This window comes from Streptomyces sp. BB1-1-1, from assembly GCF_031597775.1.
Taxonomy (GTDB): Bacteria; Actinomycetota; Actinomycetes; order Streptomycetales; family Streptomycetaceae; genus Streptomyces; species Streptomyces thinghirensis.
Genome location: NZ_CP134203.1, coordinates 7,260,553 through 7,278,338, shown reverse-complemented (window position 1 = coordinate 7,278,338; position 17,786 = coordinate 7,260,553). Strand labels below are relative to the sequence as shown.

Sequence of the window (17,786 nt, the reverse complement as noted above, 5' to 3'; positions counted from 1 at the left end):
TGGCCCCGGGCGGCCCCGTAGGACAGGATCGGCTCTCATGGACCTGCTGAACACGCTGGTGGACAAGGGGCTTCGGCGCGAGTCGCCGACCCGCGAGGAGGCTCTTGCCGTCCTCGCCACTTCCGACGACGACCTGCTCGATGTGGTGGCCGCGGCCGGCAAGGTGCGCCGCCACTGGTTCGGCCGACGGGTGAAACTCAACTACCTCGTCAACCTCAAGTCGGGCCTGTGCCCCGAGGACTGCTCCTACTGCTCGCAGCGGCTCGGCTCCAAGGCCGAGATCCTCAAGTACACCTGGCTCAAGCCCGACCAGGCCTCCCAGGCCGCCGCCGCCGGCGTGGCCGGGGGCGCCAAGCGGGTGTGCCTGGTGGCCAGCGGACGCGGTCCGACCGACCGGGACGTGGACCGGGTCTCGGACACCATCAAGGCCATCAAGGAGCAGAACGAGGCCGTCGAGGTCTGCGCCTGTCTGGGCCTGCTCTCCGACGGCCAGGCGGAGCGGCTGCGCGAGGCGGGCGCCGATGCCTACAACCACAACCTCAACACGTCCGAGGCGACGTACGGGGACATCACGACCACGCACACGTACGCCGACCGGGTGGACACGGTGAACAAGGCGCACGCGGCCGGCCTGTCCGCCTGCTCCGGTCTGATCGCGGGCATGGGCGAGAGCGACGAGGACTTGGTCGACGTGGTCTTCTCGCTGCGCGAGCTGGACCCGGACTCGGTGCCGGTCAACTTCCTGATCCCGATGGAGGGCACGCCGCTGGCCAAGGAGTGGCACCTCACCCCGCAGCGCTGCCTGCGCATCCTGGCGATGACGCGGTTCGTCTGCCCGGACGTCGAGGTGCGCATCGCGGGCGGGCGCGAGGTCCACCTGCGCACGATGCAGCCGCTCGCCCTGAACCTGGCCAACTCCATCTTCCTCGGCGACTACCTCACCAGCGAGGGACAGGCGGGCCACGCCGACCTGGAGATGATCGCGGACGCCGGGTTCGAGGTGGAGGGCGCCGGCGAGGTGACCCTGCCGGAGCACCGGGCGGCCGAGCGGGGCGGGTGCGGGTCGCACGCAGGCGGCTCGTGCGGGTCGCACGCGGACGGCGGTGCCTGCGGATCGCACGCCGAGGGCGGGGGCTGCGGGTCGCACGCCGACGGCGGTGCCTGCGGGTCCGTCCCGGCCGGGGCCCGCCGCGGGACCGGCGCGCCCGCCGAACCGGCGGCGGCCGGCGAAGCCCGTACGGACCTGGTCGCCGTACGCCGCCGTGGTGCCGGCACGGACCTCGCGCCCAATGCCTGAGCCCGCGCTGACCGTGGATGAGCTGCTGGCCCTCGACCGGCGGCACGTCTGGCATCCGTACGGCCCCATGCCCGGCCGGCAGGACCCGCTCGTCGTGGCGTCGGCGAGCGGGGTGCGGCTGTGTCCGGCCGACGGCTCGGGCGAACTCGTCGACGGCATGTCGTCCTGGTGGTCGGCGATCCACGGCTACAACCACCCGGTGCTGAACGAGGCCGCGCGCGACCAGCTGGACCGGATGAGCCATGTGATGTTCGGCGGGCTCACCCACGAGCCCGCCGTGCGGCTGGCGAAGCTGCTTGTCGACATGTCACCCGAGGGCCTCGAGCACGTCTTCCTCGCCGACTCCGGGTCGGTGTCGGTCGAGGTCGCGGTCAAGATGTGCCTCCAGTACTGGCGATCACTGGGCCGCCCCGCGAAACGTCGCCTGCTGACCTGGCGCGGCGGCTATCACGGCGACACCTGGCAGCCCATGTCCGTGTGCGACCCCGAGGGCGGGATGCACGAGCTGTGGGCGGGCGTCCTGCCGAGCCAGGTCTTCGCGGACGCGCCGCCGGCGGAGTACGAGGAGTCGTACGCGGATCACCTGCGCGCGCTGATCGAACGGCACGCCGACGAACTGGCCGCGGTGATCGTCGAGCCGGTGGTGCAGGGCGCCGGGGGGATGCGGTTCCACTCCCCCGCGTATCTGCGGGTACTGCGGGAGGCGTGCGACGCGCACGGCGTGCTGCTGGTGTTCGACGAGATCGCGACCGGGTTCGGGCGTACGGGCGCGTTGTTCGCGGCGGAGCACGCGGCGGTGACGCCGGACGTGATGTGCGTGGGCAAGGCCCTGACCGGCGGCTATCTGACGATGGCGGCCACGCTGTGCACGTCACGGGTGGCCGACGGCATCTCGCGGGGCGAGGTGCCGGTGCTGGCCCACGGGCCGACGTTCATGGGCAACCCGCTGGCGGCGGCCGTGGCGTGCGCGTCGATCGGGCTGCTGCTCGGGCAGGACTGGCTCGCGGAGGTCAAGCGGATCGAGGCGGGGCTGCGGGACGGTCTGGCGCCCGCCGCCGCGCTGCCGGGCGTGACGGACGTACGCGTCCTCGGGGCGATCGGGGTGGTCCAGCTCGACCACGCCGTCGACATGCGGGCGGCGACGGAGGCGGCCGTGCGCGAGGGCGTGTGGCTGCGGCCGTTCCGCGACCTGATCTACACCATGCCGCCGTACGTCACGGGCGACGCGGACGTGGCACGGATCGCCCGCGCGGTGTGCGCGGCGGCACGGGAGGGATGACATGCCGGTACTGGTGATCACGGGCACGGGCACGGAGATCGGCAAGACGGTCGTGACGGCCGCCGTCGCCGCGGCGGCGCTGGCGGGCGGCCGGTCGGTGGCCGTGCTGAAGGCCGCGCAGACGGGCGTACGGCCGGACGAGCCGGGGGACGCCCAGGAGGTGGCGCGCCTCGCGGGCGCCGTGACGGCGGCGGAAGTGGCGCGGTATCCCGAGCCGTTGGCGCCGGGTACGGCCGCGCGCCGGGCCGGCCGGGCGCCGGTGCACCCGCAGGAGGTGGCGGAGGCCGCGGACAAGCTGGCGACCGAGCACGACCTGGTGCTGGTCGAGGGCGCGGGCGGCCTGCTCGTGCGCTTCGACGCGGCCGGCGGGACGCTGGCGGACGTCGCCGGGCTCCTCGGAGCGCCGGTGCTGCTGGTGGCGTCGGCCGGGCTGGGCACGCTCAACACGACGGAACTGACGGCGCGTGAACTGCGCTCCCGCGGGCTGGAGCTGCCGGGCGTCGTGATCGGCAGCTGGCCCGGGGCCCCGGACCTCGCCTCGCGCTGCAATCTCGCGGACCTCCCGGTCGTGGCCGGAGCTCCCCTGCTCGGCGCCCTGCCCGCCGGAGCGGGCGCCCTCCCGCCGACCGTCTTCCGATCGACGGCCCCACACTGGCTGGCACCCCGGCTGGAGGGCACATGGGACGCGGACGGGTTCCGGAACCGGGAGGCGCCCTGACCGGGCGCTTGCAGGTCGGCCACCTCCACGTGCGGGGCCCCGCGCCGGCGGCGGCACCGGGGCACCTGACCGGCCCCGGGGCCGACCGGCGCGGCCGACCTTCACCGGCCGGAGGCCCCGCACCGGCGGCACGCCACCGGGTCCCGGACCGATTCCGGAGCCGACAGGCACGCCCACCGGCGCGACCGACCCCACCGGCCAGAGAGGCCCGCACGGCGGCACGCCACCAAAGCCCCAGCCCCACTCCGGAGCCGACAGGCACGCCCACCGGCGCGACCGACCCCACCGGCCAGAGAGGCCCGCACGGCGGCACGCCACCAAAGCCCCAGCCCCACTCCGGAGCCGACAGGCACGCCCACCGGCGCGACCGACCCCACCGGCCAGAGAGGCCCGCACGGCGGCACGCCACCAAAGCCCCGGCCCCGTTCCGGAGCCGACAGGCACGCCCACCGGTGCGGCCCGCCCCACCGGTCGTCTTCCGGTCGACGGCACCGCGCTGGCCCGCACCCCCCGGCCGGGACACCCGCGCCCCGGAGTCGCTCTCGACTCGGAGGCGCCCCGACCGGCGGTACGGCTTGGGGCGGTCGTCGGCCGGGGCGCGGCGGGCAGGGGGCCGGCCGTCTCCTGCCCGCCACCCGGGGGACGTGGAGCACGCCACCGCCGTCGGTCGGCACGTCGTCGGAAACGAGCCGTCCGCGCGGTGGGTGCGCGGGGCTCGTACGGGGGACAATCGCGGTAAGGCACCACCTCGTGAAGGAGGTCCCATGGCGCTGCGATCCGCCCGTGCCCGCGGGGTGCCGCGGGACGCCGTGCACCATCCGGTGTTCGCCCGCTGCTACGCCCGGTTCAGCGTGAGCGCCGAGACCCGGATGGGGATGGGGAGCGTGCGCGAGCGGCTGCTCGCCGGACTGTCCGGTCGGGTGATCGAGGTCGGTGCGGGCAACGGGCTGAACTTCGCGCACTACCCGGGCACCGTCTCGGAGGTCGTCGCCATCGAACCGGAGCGCGTGCTGCGGCAGTTGGCCGTGGAGGCGGCGCTGCGCGCCCAGGTGCCGGTCGACGTGGCGCCGGGCGCGGCGGAGGCCCTCCCGGTCAAGAGCGAGGCCTTCGACGCCGCCGTGGTCTCGCTCGTACTGTGCAGTGTCCGCGACGTACCGCGGGCGCTCGGGGAGCTGCGGCGGGTGCTGCGGCCCGGCGGGCAGGTGCGGTTCTTCGAGCACGGCCGGGGCGGTGGGCGGGTGATGACCTTCACCCAGCGCGCGCTGGACCGGACGCTGTGGCCTCCGCTGTCCGGCGGCTGCCACCTGTCCCGCGAACCGGTGGCCGCGCTGCGGGACGCGGGGTTCGCGCTCGGGCCCTACCGGCGGGTGATGATGCCGGAGAACGGGCCGGCGCTGCCGAGTTCGTACTGCGTGCTCGGCACGGCCTGGCGGCCGCCCGAAACCGAGGCGTAGTCACCCGCTCCAGCGGCGCAGCTCGTCCGCGATGTCGTCGACGGAGGCCTCACCGCTCTTGACCAGCAGGGCGAGGTCCCGCACCCGCTCCGGCGTGGTGGCGACCTCGACCCCGCTGGCGACCAGGTAGGCGTAGGCGACCGCGGAGGCGAACAGGGCGTTGGAGCGCTCCAGCGCCGGGACATGGATCAGCAGCTGGAGCAGGGCGGCGGCGCGGGCGTGCGGGCCGTCGTAGACGAGGGTGTCGAATATCTCGGCCCGGTGGCGGGCGACGGCCGCGACGAGCGCTCCCCAGTCGGTGACCTGGGGGTCTCCCGGCGTGCGCTGTTCGGCGAGCATCAGCAGCCAGGCGAGGTCGATGGTGAGGTCTTTCATCCGTGGTCATTCACGCGGGACGCCTCCGCCGGTTCAGCGGCGGCCGTCGCCGACCTCCTCGGTGAACACCTTCTCGTACTGCCGCATGAAGTCGGCGGCGGCCTCCACGAAGGTGTGGCCGGCCTCGCCGGTGTCCTGCCGGACCAGTTCCTCGATGTAGCGGTTGACGCTCATCCCCCGGGCCAGGGCCTTCTCGCGGGCCGCCCGGGCGGTGCCCTCGTCCACCCGCACGTTCAGCTGGGCCTTCCGGGTCTTCGCCATACCTCGAAGCTAGCGCCGGAACGCTAGCAACGGCAAGGGCGTGGCGGCCACCGCGCGCGGGTGATTGACTCCGGGTGGTCCGAAGTCCCCTGCCCGCGAGGAGAGTTCATGTCGCGTCCGTTCCGTTTCGGCGTCAACCTCATGGCGTCCGCCCCGGCCGACGAGTGGAGCGCGAAGTGCCGACGGGCCGAGGAGCTGGGGTACGACGTGATCCTGGTCCCGGACCATCTCGGCATGCCGGCGCCGTTCCCGGCGCTGGTCGCGGCGGCCGGGGCCACCGAGCGTCCCCGCCTGGGCACCTTCGTGCTCAACGCGGGCCTCTGGAACCCGGCCCTGCTGGCCCGGGAGGTGGCGACCACGGACGCCCTGACGGGCGGGCGGCTGGAGCTCGGGCTCGGCACCGGCTACGTACGGGCGGAGCACGACGCGGCGGGGCTGCCGTTCGGCTCGCCGGGCGAGCGGGTGGACCACTTGCGGCGCACCGTCGAGGAACTGGAGCGGCTGCTGGCCGACGAGGAGTACCAGCCGCGGCCGGTGCAACGGCCCGGGGTGCCGCTGCTGATCGGCGCCAACGGCGACCGGATGCTGGAGCTGACGGCCCGGCACGCCGCCGTCGCCGCCTTCACGGGCGCGCGTACGGTGCGGGGCAGCGCGACGGGACAGCCGGCCCCCATCACGGCCGAGGAGCTCGACGGGCGCGTGGCCCGGTACCGGGAGCTGGCGGCGGGCCGCGAGGAGCCGGCGGAGCTGAACCTGCTCGTCCAGACGGTCGTCGTGACCGAGGACCGCGAGGCCGCCGTCCGCCCCCTCCTGGAGCACGTGCCGCACCTGACCACCGACCAGGTGCTGGAGCTGCCCATCTTCCTGGCCGGGACCCTGGAGCAGATCACCGCGCAGGTACGGGCGCAGCGCGAGCGGTACGGATTCACCTATCTGACGGTGCTGGAGCCGTACATGGAGGCCTTCGCTCCGGTGATGCGGGCGCTGCGCGAGGTCTGACGGGCGGCGGGAGCGCGGGAGTGGCGGTCCGCATGCCGGAATGTCGAGTGGCGGCCGGGCGCGCGTGATGGGATCGCCGCATGAGCGAACCGCGCATACGGGCCGCCGGGCCCGAGGATCTGGACGCCGTGCTGGCCTTCTGGAAGGTGGCCGCCGAGGGGACGAGCATCAGCGACGACCGGGAGGGCGTGGAGCGGATGGTGGCCCGCGACCCCGAGGCGCTGCTCCTGGCCGAGCGGGGCGGGGACCTGGTGGGCACGGTGATCGCGGGCTTCGACGGCTGGCGCTGCCATCTGTACCGGCTGGCGGTGCACCCGGACCACCGGCGTCAGGGCATCGGCTCGGCGCTGCTCACGGCCGCGGAGGAGCGGTTCGTACGGCTGGGCGGGCGCCGCGGGGACGCGATGGTGCTGCGGCGCAACGAGCGGGCCCAGCATGCCTGGCGGGCGGCCGGGTACGCGCCCGAGGAACAGTGGCGACGCTGGGTGAAGCCCCTCATCGGCTGAAAGGTGTGAGCACCGGCGCATGAGCGAGTCCGCATCGGCGATCCCCCGGACGCCCACCCCGGCGCCACACCTGGAGCCTCCCCCCGGCGCACGACGTCGCGCGATCCTCCACGTCCTGGCCGATCATGGACCCGAGGTGACCCGATGACCGAAGTGCTCCTGCTGCTGGTGGCGATCGCGCTCTCGCTCGTGTGCGGCGCCTTCGTCGCGGCCGAGTTCTCGCTGACCACCGTCGAGCGCGGCGAACTGGAGCGGGCGGCGGCGCGCGGCGAGCGGGGCGCGGCGAGCGCCCTGAAGGCCGTACGGAACCTGACCTTCCAGCTCTCCGGGGCGCAGCTCGGCATCACGGTCACCAACCTGGTGGTCGGCATGCTCGCCGAGCCCTCGGTCGCGGCGCTCATCTCGGGCCCGCTGGAGAGTGTGGGGGTGTCGCGCTCGGCGGCCTCCTCGCTGGCGCTGGTGCTGGGCACGGCCCTGTCGACGGTCTTCCTGATGATCGTCGGCGAGCTGGTGCCGAAGAACTGGGCGATCTCCTCACCGCTGGCCGTCGCCAAACGGGTGGGCGGCCCGCAGCGGTGGTTCAGCGCCTCCTTCCGGCCCTTCATCACTCACCTGAACAACACGGCCAACCGCATCGTGCGCGTCTTCGGTGTGGAGCCAGCCGAGGAGCTGGCCTCCGCGCGTGGGCCGCAGGAGCTGGCGGCGCTCGCCCGGCACTCGGCCAAGGAGGGCGCGCTGGAGGCCGACACCGCCGAGTTGTTCGTACGGACCCTGAACCTGGCCGACCTGACGGCACAGAACGTGATGACCCCGCGCGTGCAGGTCGTCGCCCTCGACGCCCGGGCGACGTGCGAGGACGTGGCGAACGCGACGCGGGCGACCGGGCTGTCCCGGTTCCCCGTCTACCGGGACACCCTCGACGCCGTGGTGGGCACCGCGCACGTCAAGGACGTCCTTGCGGTGCCCGCCGAGCGGCGGCCCGGTATGCCGGTCGCCGAGCTGATGCGCGAGCCGCTGCTCGTCCCGGAGTCACTGACCGTCGACCGGCTGCTGGACCGGCTCTCCGGGCGGCGCACGATGGCCGTCGTGATCGACGAGTACGGCGGGACGGCGGGCGTGGCCACGCTGGAGGACATCGTCGAAGAGGTGGTCGGCGAGGTGCGGGACGAGCACGATCCGCACGAGACGCCCGAGCTGGACACGGCCGGCACGGACGAGCAGGGGCACGCCCTGTACTGGGCCGACGGCGCGGCCCGCGTGGACCGGCTGTCGCGCCTGGGACTCAGGGTGCCCGAGGGGCCGTACGAGACGGTCGCCGGGCTGGTCGCGGCCGGTCTTGGGCACATCCCCGCCGTCGGCGACACCCTCGAGGTCGCCGGCTGGCGGCTGGACGTCGTGGACGCCACGGGTCGCAGGGCGGCCCGGGTACTGCTGCACGCGCCGCTCGACGACGCGCGCGCCATCGAGGGCGAAGGGGAGGCCGGCCGGTGACCGCCGTACAGCTGCTGATCGGTCTGGCGACGCTCGTCGCCAACGCGTTCTTCGTGGGCGCCGAGTTCGCGCTGATCTCCGTGCGCCGCAGCCAGGTGGAGCAGTACGTAGAAGCGGGGGCGGCAGCGGCAGCAGGGACAGCGGGGACAGCGGGGGTGGAGGGCGACCGGCGTGCGAAGAGCGTGCTGTGGGGTCTGGAGCACGTGTCGGCGCTGATGGCGGCGGCCCAGCTGGGCATCACGCTGTGCACGCTGGTCCTCGGTGTGGTCGCGGAGCCGGCGATCGAGCACCTGCTGGAACCGGTGTTCCACGCGGTGGGCATGCCGTCCGGCGCGGGGCACGCGTTGTCCTTCGTGATCGCCCTCGCGCTGGCGACGTATCTGCACATGCTGCTCGGCGAGATGGTGCCGAAGAACATCGCGCTGGCCGAGCCGGTGCGCAGTGCGCTGCTGCTCGGGCCGCCGCTGGTGGCGCTGTCCCGGGCGCTGCGCCCGGTGATCTTCACGGTCAACGCCTTCGCGAACGCGCTGCTCAAGCTGCTCAGGGTCGAGACGAAGGACGAGGTGTCGGCGACCTTCACGGACGCGGAGCTGGCCGAGATCGTCAAGGACGCCAGTGAGGCCGGGCTGATCGACGACCGGGCCCAGGAGCGGCTGCACGACGCACTGGAGCTGGGCCGGCGGCCGGTGCGGGACGTGGTGCTGCCGCTGGAACGCGTCGTCCACGCGCGCGTGGGCATCACTCCGGAGCAGTTGGAGCGGCTGTCGGCGGAGTCCGGGTTCTCGCGGTTCCCGGTGGTGGACGACGGGCGGCGGATCGTCGGCTACCTGCATGTGAAGGACGCTTTGGACGCCTCGCCGCGGGACCTGCCGTTCCGGCTGCGGGACATGCGGTCCATCGCGCGGGTCCGGGAGCGGACCCCGCTGGACGACGTGCTCACCGCGATGCGCCGCAGCCGTACCCATCTGGCGGCCGTGATCGGCTCCGACGGGCGGCTGGCGGGTCTGGTGACCATGGAGGACGTGCTGCGGGAGCTGTTCGGGCAGCGGACGTGAGCCTCCCCTGGAGTCTCTCAGGCCCGGCGGAGGGCGACCGACCGACGGGTATGTGCAGGCGCTACCATTTCTGTCGCCATGCAGACGAATCCCACTCACGCCAGCCTTGTCACCGTCGGTGACTCCTTCACCGAGGGCATGTCGGACCTGCTGCCCGACGGCTCCTACCGGGGCTGGGCCGACCTCCTCGCCGCTCGGATGGCCGCCCGGTCCCCCGGTTTCCGGTACGCGAACCTCGCGGTGCGCGGGAAGCTGATCGGGCAGATCGTCGACGAGCAGGTCGACGTGGCGGCGGCCATGGGAGCCGACGTGATCACGCTGGTCGGCGGGCTCAACGACACACTGCGGCCCAAGTGCGACATGGCCCGGGTGCGGGATCTGCTGACGCAGGCCGTGGAGCGGCTCGCGCCGCACTGCGAGCAGCTGGTCCTGATGCGCAGTCCGGGCCGTCAGGGTCCGGTGCTGGAGCGGTTCCGGCCGCGCATGGAGGCGCTGTTCGCGATCATCGACGACCTGTCCAAGGAGCACGGCGCCGTGGTCGTCGACCTGTACGGGGCGGACTCGCTGGCCGACCCGCGCCTGTGGGACGTGGACCGGCTGCACCTGACCGCCGAGGGGCACCGCCGGGTCGCGGAGGCCGTGTGGCAGTCGCTCGGCTACGAACCCGAGGATCCCGAGTGGCACGCGCCGATCCCGGCGACGCCGCCGCCCGGTTGGATCATGCGCCGGACCGCGGACGTCCGGTTCGCGCGGCAGTACCTGCTGCCCTGGATTGGCCGCAGGCTGACGGGCCGGTCGTCCGGGGACGGCCTGCCGCCCAAGCGTCCGGAGCTGCTGCCGTACGAGGATCTGGCGCCGTGATCCCCGGGGTCGCACGCCCTTCGTAGGTTCCGACGAAGGGCCCCGTGGGGCTGGCCTGCAGGAATCGCCAGTAGAATCCGTTCACGTGACTTCCGCTCCCGCCAAGCCCAGCATCCCGAACGTCCTCGCCGGACGCTACGCCTCCGCCGAGCTCGCCACGCTCTGGTCGCCCGAGCAGAAGGTGAAGCTCGAGCGGCAGCTCTGGCTCGCCGTGCTGCGGGCCCAGAAGGACCTCGGCATCGAGGTGCCCGACGCCGCGCTCGCCGACTACGAGCGCGTCCTCGACCAGGTCGACCTGGCCTCGATCGCCGAGCGCGAGAAGGTCACGCGGCACGACGTGAAGGCGCGGATCGAGGAGTTCAACGACCTCGCCGGGCACGAGCACGTGCACAAGGGCATGACCTCCCGCGACCTGACGGAGAACGTCGAGCAGCTCCAGGTCCGGCTCTCGCTCGAGCTGATCCGCGACCGCTCGGTGGCCGTCCTGGCCCGCCTCGGCAAGCTGGCGGGCGAGTACGCCGAGCTGGTCATGGCCGGCCGCTCCCACAACGTCGCCGCTCAGGCCACGACGCTGGGCAAGCGCTTCGCCACCGCGGCCGACGAGCTGCTGGTGGCGTACGGCCGGGTGGAGGAGCTGCTGGGCCGCTACCCGCTGCGCGGCATCAAGGGCCCGGTCGGCACCGCCCAGGACATGCTGGACCTGCTCGGCGGGGACGCGGGCAAGCTCGCGGAGCTGGAGCAGCGGATCGCGGGGCACCTGGGCTTCTCGCAGGCGTTCACCTCGGTCGGCCAGGTCTACCCGCGCTCGCTGGACTACGAGGTCGTCACCGCGCTGGTGCAGCTGGCGGCGGCGCCGTCCTCGCTGGCGAAGACGATCCGGCTGATGGCCGGGCACGAGCTGGTCACCGAGGGCTTCAAGCCCGGCCAGGTCGGCTCCTCGGCGATGCCGCACAAGATGAACACCCGCTCCTGCGAGCGCGTCAACGGCCTGATGGTCATCCTGCGCGGCTACGCGTCGATGACCGGCGAGCTGGCGGGCGACCAGTGGAACGAGGGCGACGTCTCCTGCTCGGTGGTGCGCCGCGTGGCCCTGCCCGACGCGTTCTTCGCCCTGGACGGGCTGCTGGAGACGTTCCTGACCGTGCTCGACGAGTTCGGTGCCTTCCCGGCCGTCGTGGCCCGGGAGCTGGACCGCTACCTGCCGTTCCTCGCCACCACCAAGGTGCTCATGGGCGCGGTCCGGGCCGGTGTCGGCCGCGAGGTCGCCCACGAGGCGATCAAGGAGAACGCCGTGGCCTCCGCGCTGGCGATGCGCGAGCAGGGCGCCGAGCGCAACGAGCTGCTCGACAAGCTGGCCGCCGACGAGCGCATCCCGCTGGACCGGGCCGGGCTGGACGCGCTGATGGCCGACAAGCTGTCCTTCACGGGCGCCGCGGCCGACCAGGTCGGCGTCCTCGTCGGCCGGATCGAGGAGATCGTCAAGCAGCACCCGGCGGCCGCGGGCTACACCCCGGGAGCCATCCTCTGACGCGCTTCACCAGGGCCGAGCTGGAGGCCGCCCGCGACCGTCTCGTACCGGACGTGGTCGCGGACGGTCTCCGCGTGCTGTTCTGCGGGATCAATCCGGGTCTGATGACCGCGGTGACGGGCCACCACTTCGCCCGCCCCGGCAACCGCTTCTGGCCGGTGCTGCATCTGTCCGGCTTCACGCCTCGGCTGCTGAAGCCGTCGGAGCAGGGCGAGCTGCCGTCGTACGGGCTCGGGATCACGAACGTCGTCGCGCGGGCCAGCGCGCGGGCGGACGAGCTGACCGCCGAGGAGTACCGGGAGGGCGGCCGGCTGCTGGCGCTGAAGGTGGCGCGGCTGCGGCCCCGGCGGCTGGCCGTGGTCGGTGTCACCGCGTACCGCGCGGCGTTCGACGACCGGAAGGCGCAGGTGGGTCCGCAGGAGCGGATGATCGGGGACACGCGGGTGTGGGTGCTGCCGAACCCCAGCGGGCTCAACGCGCACTGGACGGCGCAGACGATGGCGGAGGAGTTCGCGCGACTGCGGGTCGCGGCGGAGGCGGAGACAGAGGCGTAGGTGTGGGCGTGGCGAGCGGTCACGGTGGCGCCTGCTCCGTGACGACGGCCAGCAGCCGCACCTCGTCCGTCTCGTCCCGGTCGGCGACGGCCACCGCGACCCAGCGGCCGGTGCCCGCCGCCTCCCACAGGTACGCCACGCCCGCTCGGGCGCTGAGACCGGCCCACGGCTCGGGTATCTCCTCCTCGTCGGTCCGCAGCAGGACCGTCTGCAGGTTCCAGGGGTCCGTCTCCCCCCAGCGCCGGGCGAGGCGCTCGTAGAGTCCGTCGCGGTACTTCTCGTACTGCTCCACCGTCACCGCCCGCTCCCCCTGGTCGCCGCCGCGCAGGCCGTGGCTGCTCTCCAGGACCGCCACAAAGTGGCCCGGCCCCCCGGCGCCCCCGGTCGACGGGCCGTGCTCCGCCGGGAAGGGCCGGAAGCACAGCTCGTCGATGAGGGCGATGTGCCGCGCGATGTCCATGCGGTCCAGTAAACCGGCCGGCACTGACAATTGGCGGGGCGTCAGCCTCGGACGGTGTCAGGCGTCCCGGCGGCGCAGCCGCCAGGCGCCGGCGAGGAGGGCCGCCGCCGCCCACAGCGCGGTCACCGCGAGTCCGGCCCAGGGCCCCAGAGTTCCCTCGTGCGTCTGGTACAGGACGACTTGCCCCGCCCTGTCCGGCAGGAAGTCGGTGGCGCCGCCCGCCGCGTCCCCGATCACGAAGGACACGATGAGGATGAACGGGATCAGGGTCGACAGAGTGGCCATGCCGCTGCGGAACAGGGCGGTGAGTCCGGCCGCGAGCAGCGCCATCAGCATGAAGTAGATTCCGCAGCCCACGACGCCCCGCACCTGCTCCCCGGTGGTGAGTCCGTCCGCCGCCGAGCCGAGGCCCGCCCGGGCCGCGACGAGGGCGGCGAACGCGGTGAGCAGACCCACGGCGAGGGCCGGTACGGCGACGACGACGAGCTTCGCCGCGAACCACCGCCCGCGCCGTGGAACGGCTGCCAGGGAGAGCCGGATCCCGTTGCCGTGGTACTCGGACGAGACGACCATGGCCCCGAAGGCGACGGCGGCGATCTGGCCGGGCATGACGCCGGAGAGGGACATGAACAGCGGGTCGAACTCCGGGTCGGAGGTGTCGGAGACCCCGGCCAGTGCGGAGAAGGCGGTGGTGACCGCGAACAGGGCCAGCAGGGTGCCGCACAGCGAGCGCAGGGTGCGGACCTTGAGCGCCTCGGAGCGGAGTACGGGCGTGAAGTACATGGTCAGGCCTCCTGGGGCTGTGCGGTGAACTCGGCCTCGGCGGCCGTCAGGTCGAGATAGGCCTGTTCCAAGGTGCCTTCGTCCGGTGCCAGTTCGAGGACGGGTACGCCCGCGCCGGACACGATCCGGCCGATGTCGTCCACGCGCGCGTGGTGCACGGTCCAGTACCCGTCGTCGTGTTCCACGGCGTCGTGGCCGTGCCGGGCGAGAGCGGCCTTCAGCGCGGTGGCGTCCGGCGTACGGATGCGGACACGCGGCCGCACGCGCGCGTCGATGAACTCCCGCATCGGCGTGTCGGCGAGCAGCCGGCCACGGCCGAGGACGATCAGGTGGTCGGCGAAGGACGCGGTCTCGTTCATCAGGTGGCTGGAGACCAGGACCGTGCGCCCCTCGGCCGCGAGCCGGCGCAGCAGTCCGCGGATCCAGATGATGCCCTCGGGGTCCAGCCCGTTGGAGGGCTCGTCCAGCATCACCACCTCGGGGTCGCCCAGCAGCGCGGCGGCGATGCCCAGCCGCTGTCGCATGCCCAGGGAGTACGCCTTCACCCGGTGGCGTGCCACCGACGCGATGCCCGTCTCCTCCATCACCTCGTCGACCCGGCGAGACGGTACGCGGTTGCTCGCCGCCAGGACGCGCAGGTGGTCCCGCGCGGTGCGCGAGCCGTGCGCGGCGTGCGCGTCGAGCAGGGCGCCGACGTGCCGCAACGGCTCGTGGAGGGCGGCGTAGGGGTGGCCGCCGACGGTCGCGGTCCCGGAGGTGGGCCGGTCGAGGCCCAGGACGAGCCGCATGGTGGTGGACTTTCCGGCGCCGTTGGGGCCGAGGAAGCCGGTGACGCGGCCGGGGCGCACGGTGAAGGTGAGGTCGTCGACGGCTCGTCGGGTGCCGTACTCCTTGGTGAGGTTCTGGACGTCGATGCTGGTCATGACCGCAGCGTGCCGGTTGGAACGGGGCCGGGTCCTCCCCCGCCGGTGGAGATCGCCTCCCCCGCGCGGGGGAGGCCCGCTGTCAGTGGCGGCTGGCACGATGACGCAATGGTCCGCTTGCTGCGCCCGCTGTTCCGGGGGACGACGTACACACGGCTGCTGCACCTGTGGGTGCCCATGCTCGTGGTGAGCGTGTGGGCGCTCATCGACGACACCAAGCTGTGGGTGCCCGCGGCGGTGCTGGTCCCGGTCGGCTTCATCCCGGCGGTGCGGACCGGCGAGGGCGTGCAGGCCCGTCTGCTTCTCACGCCCGGCCCCGAGGACTCCGCCTTCTCGGTCGCGCCCTCGGCGACCTGGCGGGACCGGCTGCGCACCGTGCTGTGGCTGGAACTGCGCATGCTGCTGGGCGCCTTGACCTCGGGCGTCTGCGTCTGGCTGCCCATTCTCACCGTCGAACTGGTCCGGCTCGCCCTGGGGCACCGGATCGACGACATTCCGGTCCTGCGCGACGCCGCGCCGCACTGGGCGTACGCGCTCCTCGCGCCGCTCCCTCTCCTCGCCATGTACGGCGCCGTGGTCGGCCTCGGCGTCCTGGCGACGGCGGGCGCCCGCACGTTCCTCGGACCGTCCGCCGCCGAACGGCTCAGCGCCCTTGAGGAGCGCACCGAACAGCTCCTGGAGCGCAACCGCATCGCCCGCGAGCTGCACGACTCCATCGGCCACGCGCTGACCGTCGCCGTCGTGCAGGCTGGGGCCGCCCGCGCGGCGAACAGCGCCGAGTTCACCGACCGGGCCCTGACCGCGATCGAGGAGACCGGCAGGGCGGCCCTGGAGGACCTGGAGCGGGTGCTCGGCGTCCTGCGGGAGGCGGAGAAACCCGTGAGCGCCAGACCGACCCTGGCGGACGCCGACCGTCTCCTGGAGTCCGCCCGCTCGTCGGGGGCCAAGGTCGACGCCGACGTCACGGGCCCGCTGGAGACCCTGCCGGGCCCCGTCTCCCGCGAGGGCTACCGCATCCTCCAGGAGGCGCTGACCAATGTGCTGCGGCACGCGGGGGCGGTGCCCGCGCGGGTCCGCGTCGAGGTGGCGGACGGCGCGCTCACCCTGGAGGTGCGCAATCCGCTGCCGGACGGGAGGGTCGCGCCCGGACGCGGCAGCGGGCTGCGCGGCATACGCGAGCGGGCCGCTGTGCTGGGCGGGCGGGCGCACACGGGGCCCGACGGCGCCGGTGACTGGCAGGTGCGCGTCGAGCTGCCGCCGGGCTGATCTACGCTGGCCGGATGCCGGTCAGAGTGCTCCTCGTCGACGACGAACCCCTCGTACGCGCAGGCCTGCGGGCCGTGCTGGAGGCGCAGCCGGACATCGAGGTGGTCGGCGAGGCGGCCGACGGGGCGGCGGTCATTCCGCTGGTGCGGCAGGTACGGCCGGACGTGGTCGCCATGGACGTCCGGATGCCGCTGATGGACGGCATCGAGGCCACGCGCGCGCTGCTGCGGACGGTGGCCGATCCGCCGAAGATCCTCGTCGTGACGACCTTCGAGAACGACGAGTACGTGTACGAGGCGCTGCGCGCGGGCGCCGACGGGTTCCTGCTGAAGCGGGCCCGGCCGGCCGAGATCGTGCACGCGGTGCGGTTGATCGCCGAGGGCGAGTCCCTGCTGTTCCCGGCCTCGGTGCGGCAGCTCGCCGCCGAGTACGGCGACGGCGGCGGGAACCGGGCGGCGCGCGCCGTGTTGGAGCGGGCGCGGCTGACCGAGCGGGAGGGCGAGGTGCTGCGGCTGATGGCGCGCGGGTTGTCGAACGCGGAGATCGCCGCCCGGCTGGTCGTCGGCACGGAGACGGTGAAGTCGCACGTGAGCTCGGTGCTCGCGAAGGTGGGGGCGCGGGACCGCACGCAGGCGGTGATCACGGCGTACGAGTCGGGGTTCGTGGCGCCCGGCTGAGGCACCCGGCAGGCAGCCGCACGGGCGGACCGGCACTCGCCGGGGCGGAGCGGGCCGAGTACGATCCGGCCAACACGCGCACGAGCTGGGAGGACGGACGTTGGGCGGGCTGACCGGCGGGGATCCGTCGCTGCTGCGGAGGATCAACTCCGCTGTGGTGCTGCACGCGTTGCGTGCCACGGACTGCGCGACGCTGACCGAGATCACCCGGGTGACGGGGCTGTCCCGGCCGACCGTCGAGGGCGTCGTCGAGGGGCTCATCGAGGCCGGTCTCGTCGTCGAGGCGGCCGCCGACGAGGGCACGGCCCGACGGCAGGGGCGGCCCGCGCGGCGGTTCAGGTTCCGGGCGGAGGCCGGGCATCTGCTGGGTCTCGAGATCGGGCCGCACCGCGTCGCCGCGCTCCTGTCCGACCTGGACGGCCGGGTCATCGGCGCCCAGGCCAAGGACGTCGACGAGACCGCCCCGGCGGACGAGCGGCTGGAGCGACTGCGCACCGCGGTCGCCGAACTGCTGCGCCGGGCCGGTGTCGCGCGCGGCTCGCTGCGGGCCGTGGGGGCGGCGACGCCCGGGATCGTCGAGGCGGACGGCACGGTGCGGCTGAGCACCGCGCTGCCCGAGTGGACGGGGCTGCGCCTGGGCGAGCGGCTGAGCCGTTCCTTCAAGTGCCCGGTGCTGGTCGAGAACGACGCGAACGCGGCGGCGGTCGCCGAGCACTGGAAGGGCGCCGCCACCGAGTCCGACGACATCGTGTTCGTGCTGGCCGGGCTGAGCCCGGGCGCCGGGGCGCTGATCGGCGGGCGGCTGCACCGGGGTTACGGCGGGGCGGCCGGCGAGATCGGCGCGCTGCATCTGCTGGGCCGGGACGTGACGCCGGAGACGCTGCTGTCCACCACGGGCCGACCGCTGCACCCGCTGGACGAGCAGGCGGTCGCCAGGGTGTTCGCCGAGGCCCGTGAGGGCGACCAGCGGGCACGCGCGGCCGTCGAGCGTTTCATCCAGCGGCTGGTGCACGACGTGGCGGCACTGGTGCTGGCCCTCGACCCGGAACTCGTCGTCGTCGGCGGCTGGGCGGCCGGGCTGGACGGCGTACTGGAGCCGCTGCGCCGGGAGCTGGCCCGCTACTGCCTGCGCCCGCCGAAGGTGACCCTGTCGCTCCTCGGCGAGGCCGCCGTGGCGACGGGCTCGCTGCGGCTGGCCCTCGACCACGTGGAGGAGCAGTTGTTCGCGGTGGAGGGGGCGACGGCCCGGCGCTGAGCCGCGCCGATCCACAGCGGAGGCGGGGTCCGGTCTTCAGGAGG

Annotated in this window: 19 protein-coding genes; 14 read left to right on the top strand and 5 right to left on the bottom strand. The window is 73.8% G+C overall.

All coding sequences use genetic code 11. The features are described from left to right. Positions 1-37 precede the first annotated feature (37 nt). The 4 genes from bioB to RI578_RS33375 all read left to right on the top strand — a co-directional run bounded on the left by bioB (position 38) and on the right by RI578_RS33375 (position 4,748). The gene (gene bioB / locus RI578_RS33390; RefSeq protein ID WP_310874532.1) at positions 38-1,297 is read left to right on the top strand and encodes a biotin synthase BioB; all 1,260 of its coding nucleotides are present in this window, start codon (positions 38-40) and stop codon (positions 1,295-1,297) included. Next, positions 1,290-2,576, top strand: coding sequence for an adenosylmethionine--8-amino-7-oxononanoate transaminase (locus tag RI578_RS33385; RefSeq protein WP_310874531.1), 1,287 nt, complete (start codon positions 1,290-1,292; stop codon positions 2,574-2,576). Before bioB ends, RI578_RS33385 begins: the two co-directional genes overlap by 8 nt. Position 2,577: 1 nt before the next feature. Next, the gene (bioD, locus tag RI578_RS33380) at positions 2,578-3,294 is read left to right on the top strand and encodes a dethiobiotin synthase (RefSeq protein ID WP_310874530.1); all 717 of its coding nucleotides are present in this window, start codon (positions 2,578-2,580) and stop codon (positions 3,292-3,294) included. 764 nt (positions 3,295-4,058) lie between these two features. Next, a complete protein-coding gene (locus tag RI578_RS33375) occupies positions 4,059-4,748 on the top strand; it encodes a class I SAM-dependent methyltransferase (protein ID WP_310874529.1) in 690 nt (229 codons plus the stop codon). On the opposite strand, the gene RI578_RS33370 is transcribed toward RI578_RS33375, so the two are convergent. Together RI578_RS33370 and RI578_RS33365 are read right to left on the bottom strand one after the other, a co-directional pair. Further along, a complete protein-coding gene (locus tag RI578_RS33370; protein ID WP_310874528.1) occupies positions 4,749-5,123 on the bottom strand; it encodes a fic family toxin-antitoxin system, toxin component in 375 nt (124 codons plus the stop codon). 33 nt (positions 5,124-5,156) lie between these two features. Further along, complete coding sequence (locus RI578_RS33365) at positions 5,157-5,384, bottom strand: toxin-antitoxin system HicB family antitoxin (protein WP_310874527.1); 228 nt, start codon at positions 5,382-5,384, stop codon at positions 5,157-5,159. A gap of 108 nt (positions 5,385-5,492) precedes the next feature. Between RI578_RS33365 and RI578_RS33360 the strand changes: the two genes are divergently transcribed. From RI578_RS33360 to mug, 7 genes are all read left to right on the top strand, one after another. Continuing rightward, positions 5,493-6,383 carry an LLM class F420-dependent oxidoreductase gene (locus RI578_RS33360; RefSeq protein ID WP_310874526.1) on the top strand — a complete coding sequence of 297 codons (891 nt, stop codon included), beginning with the start codon at positions 5,493-5,495 and terminating at the stop codon, positions 6,381-6,383. Positions 6,384-6,463: 80 nt separating this feature from the next. After that, positions 6,464-6,889 (top strand): GNAT family N-acetyltransferase, encoded by a 426-nt coding sequence (locus RI578_RS33355; RefSeq protein WP_310874525.1) that lies wholly within the window; start codon positions 6,464-6,466, stop codon positions 6,887-6,889. Positions 6,890-7,033: 144 nt separating this feature from the next. Beyond that, positions 7,034-8,380 carry a hemolysin family protein gene (locus RI578_RS33350; protein ID WP_310874524.1) on the top strand — a complete coding sequence of 449 codons (1,347 nt, stop codon included), beginning with the start codon at positions 7,034-7,036 and terminating at the stop codon, positions 8,378-8,380. After that, entirely contained in the window at positions 8,377-9,435 is a 1,059-nt protein-coding gene (locus RI578_RS33345) for a hemolysin family protein (RefSeq protein ID WP_310874523.1), read from the top strand. Before RI578_RS33350 ends, RI578_RS33345 begins: the two co-directional genes overlap by 4 nt. Before the next feature lie 78 nt (positions 9,436-9,513). Further along, positions 9,514-10,296 (top strand): SGNH/GDSL hydrolase family protein, encoded by a 783-nt coding sequence (locus tag RI578_RS33340; protein WP_310874522.1) that lies wholly within the window; start codon positions 9,514-9,516, stop codon positions 10,294-10,296. An 85-nt stretch (positions 10,297-10,381) separates the two neighbouring features. Further along, positions 10,382-11,824: an adenylosuccinate lyase gene (gene purB / locus RI578_RS33335; RefSeq protein WP_310874521.1), complete on the top strand. Its 1,443-nt coding sequence runs from the start codon at positions 10,382-10,384 to the stop codon at positions 11,822-11,824. Between the two features lie 53 nt (positions 11,825-11,877). Then, positions 11,878-12,378 (top strand): G/U mismatch-specific DNA glycosylase, encoded by a 501-nt coding sequence (gene mug, locus RI578_RS33330; RefSeq protein ID WP_310874520.1) that lies wholly within the window; start codon positions 11,878-11,880, stop codon positions 12,376-12,378. Positions 12,379-12,397: 19 nt separating this feature from the next. Here mug and RI578_RS33325 read toward each other — a convergent pair whose 3' ends face one another. From RI578_RS33325 to RI578_RS33315, 3 genes are read right to left on the bottom strand one after another with little or no spacing between them, the layout of a single operon-like run. Beyond that, a complete protein-coding gene (locus RI578_RS33325; protein WP_310874519.1) occupies positions 12,398-12,838 on the bottom strand; it encodes a hypothetical protein in 441 nt (146 codons plus the stop codon). A gap of 57 nt (positions 12,839-12,895) precedes the next feature. Continuing rightward, a complete protein-coding gene (locus RI578_RS33320; protein WP_310874518.1) occupies positions 12,896-13,621 on the bottom strand; it encodes an ABC transporter permease in 726 nt (241 codons plus the stop codon). A gap of 2 nt (positions 13,622-13,623) precedes the next feature. Next, the gene (locus tag RI578_RS33315; RefSeq protein ID WP_310874517.1) at positions 13,624-14,544 is read right to left on the bottom strand and encodes an ABC transporter ATP-binding protein; all 921 of its coding nucleotides are present in this window, start codon (positions 14,542-14,544) and stop codon (positions 13,624-13,626) included. A gap of 108 nt (positions 14,545-14,652) precedes the next feature. Between RI578_RS33315 and RI578_RS33310 the strand changes: the two genes are divergently transcribed. The 3 genes from RI578_RS33310 (at position 14,653) to RI578_RS33300 (ending at position 17,742) form a co-directional block, all read left to right on the top strand. Beyond that, positions 14,653-15,810, top strand: a complete 1,158-nt coding sequence (locus RI578_RS33310) for a histidine kinase (protein ID WP_310874516.1) — start codon at positions 14,653-14,655, stop codon at positions 15,808-15,810. Between the two features lie 14 nt (positions 15,811-15,824). After that, positions 15,825-16,487, top strand: a complete 663-nt coding sequence (locus RI578_RS33305) for a response regulator transcription factor (protein ID WP_310874515.1) — start codon at positions 15,825-15,827, stop codon at positions 16,485-16,487. Positions 16,488-16,587: 100 nt separating this feature from the next. Next, positions 16,588-17,742: an ROK family transcriptional regulator gene (locus RI578_RS33300; protein ID WP_310874514.1), complete on the top strand. Its 1,155-nt coding sequence runs from the start codon at positions 16,588-16,590 to the stop codon at positions 17,740-17,742. The last annotated feature ends 44 nt before the right edge of the window (positions 17,743-17,786 follow it).

Bases quoted from the DNA above. Each gene is read 5' to 3' on its own strand.
- bioB (WP_310874532.1), top strand. From the start codon at position 38: ATGGACCTGCTGAACACGCTGGTGGACAAGGGGCTTCGGCGCGAGTCG.
- RI578_RS33385 (WP_310874531.1), top strand. From the start codon at position 1,290: ATGCCTGAGCCCGCGCTGACCGTGGATGAGCTGCTGGCCCTCGACCGG.
- bioD (WP_310874530.1), top strand. From the start codon at position 2,578: ATGCCGGTACTGGTGATCACGGGCACGGGCACGGAGATCGGCAAGACG.
- RI578_RS33375 (WP_310874529.1), top strand. From the start codon at position 4,059: ATGGCGCTGCGATCCGCCCGTGCCCGCGGGGTGCCGCGGGACGCCGTG.
- RI578_RS33370 (WP_310874528.1), bottom strand. From the start codon at position 5,123: ATGAAAGACCTCACCATCGACCTCGCCTGGCTGCTGATGCTCGCCGAA.
- RI578_RS33365 (WP_310874527.1), bottom strand. From the start codon at position 5,384: ATGGCGAAGACCCGGAAGGCCCAGCTGAACGTGCGGGTGGACGAGGGC.
- RI578_RS33360 (WP_310874526.1), top strand. From the start codon at position 5,493: ATGTCGCGTCCGTTCCGTTTCGGCGTCAACCTCATGGCGTCCGCCCCG.
- RI578_RS33355 (WP_310874525.1), top strand. From the start codon at position 6,464: ATGAGCGAACCGCGCATACGGGCCGCCGGGCCCGAGGATCTGGACGCC.
- RI578_RS33350 (WP_310874524.1), top strand. From the start codon at position 7,034: ATGACCGAAGTGCTCCTGCTGCTGGTGGCGATCGCGCTCTCGCTCGTG.
- RI578_RS33340 (WP_310874522.1), top strand. From the start codon at position 9,514: ATGCAGACGAATCCCACTCACGCCAGCCTTGTCACCGTCGGTGACTCC.
- RI578_RS33325 (WP_310874519.1), bottom strand. From the start codon at position 12,838: ATGGACATCGCGCGGCACATCGCCCTCATCGACGAGCTGTGCTTCCGG.
- RI578_RS33320 (WP_310874518.1), bottom strand. From the start codon at position 13,621: ATGTACTTCACGCCCGTACTCCGCTCCGAGGCGCTCAAGGTCCGCACC.
- RI578_RS33315 (WP_310874517.1), bottom strand. From the start codon at position 14,544: ATGACCAGCATCGACGTCCAGAACCTCACCAAGGAGTACGGCACCCGA.
- RI578_RS33310 (WP_310874516.1), top strand. From the start codon at position 14,653: ATGGTCCGCTTGCTGCGCCCGCTGTTCCGGGGGACGACGTACACACGG.
- RI578_RS33305 (WP_310874515.1), top strand. From the start codon at position 15,825: ATGCCGGTCAGAGTGCTCCTCGTCGACGACGAACCCCTCGTACGCGCA.